The organism is Ensifer sp. ENS02 (genome assembly GCF_014851885.1).
GTDB lineage: Bacteria > Pseudomonadota > Alphaproteobacteria > Rhizobiales > Rhizobiaceae > Ensifer > Ensifer adhaerens.
Map to the genome: position 1 here is coordinate 1 of NZ_JACVAO010000056.1, position 951 is coordinate 951.

The 951-nt window shown below is 57.3% G+C and carries 1 protein-coding gene; it reads right to left on the bottom strand.

All coding sequences use genetic code 11. The annotated features are described in order from the left end of the window. A partial coding sequence (istA, locus tag IB262_RS35395) for an IS21 family transposase (protein WP_192494574.1) occupies positions 1-779 on the bottom strand: 779 nt, incomplete at its 3' end. Positions 780-951: the final 172 nt, after the last annotated feature.

Sequence of the window (951 nt, forward strand, 5' to 3'; positions counted from 1 at the left end):
TTATCTCGAGGACGCCTCGGGCGTGCCGGCAATAATGTCGTATCGTAGTGATCGGCGAAGGCCGCAAATGTCGCATTCAACGTCGGTTCAAACCAAAGGGCCTTGGCCACCGCAGACTTGAGGTTGTCGCAGATAGTGGTCTTCGTCACGCCACCGAAGTAACTGAAGGCCCGTTGGTTCGCCTCGATCCAGTCGGGCAGCTTTTGACTGAAACTGGCATAAGAAAACGTCAACTGTGACGCGCTCAGCACTGCCACATAGATCTGCGCCGCGCGGATCTCGCCAGTAGATGGGTCGATGATCGGGATCGTGTGGCCGGCATAGTCGCATTCCATCGCTACGCCACCAACGTGACGGCCGCGATAGGTGGGTTTGGCCCGGCTTTCGTGATCGGCAAACCGGCAGCAAAACCACGTATAGCCATAGCCATCCGGATGGGCTTCCCGGTATTCCTGCCATAACAGATTGAGCGTCACGCCCTTGCGCTTCAGTTCACGCGCAACCTTCGGCCAATTCGGCTCATCGCTATCGCGCGGAGGTCGCCCCATTCGGCGGAATAGTCGTTGCTCGAGAACATCGTCCTCGTCCAGGCCTGGTGGAAGGGGCCAGACCGCAAGTCCGGCTTCCCGCGCCCGCAGCAGATACGTCGAAACCGACGTCTTGCTCATCTTCAGCCGTTCAGAAACGGCGCGTATCGACAATTCCTGCTCGAACGTCAGCCGCAGGATCGATCGGATGTCCTTCACGTCGGTATGTCTCGCTTGCTTCCGTCTGGGCATCATGTCCTCGCTCAAAACACGAGGGCAAAGTGCCAGATCGGCGCTTACGAAAATCGATCTAAATCCGCCGCCTATGCCTGTCCGCGACTTAGTGAAATCGCTGTCCCGTACTTACTGAAATCGGTGTCCGCGACTTACTGAAATCCTTGTCCCGTACTTTCTGAAACCCGCA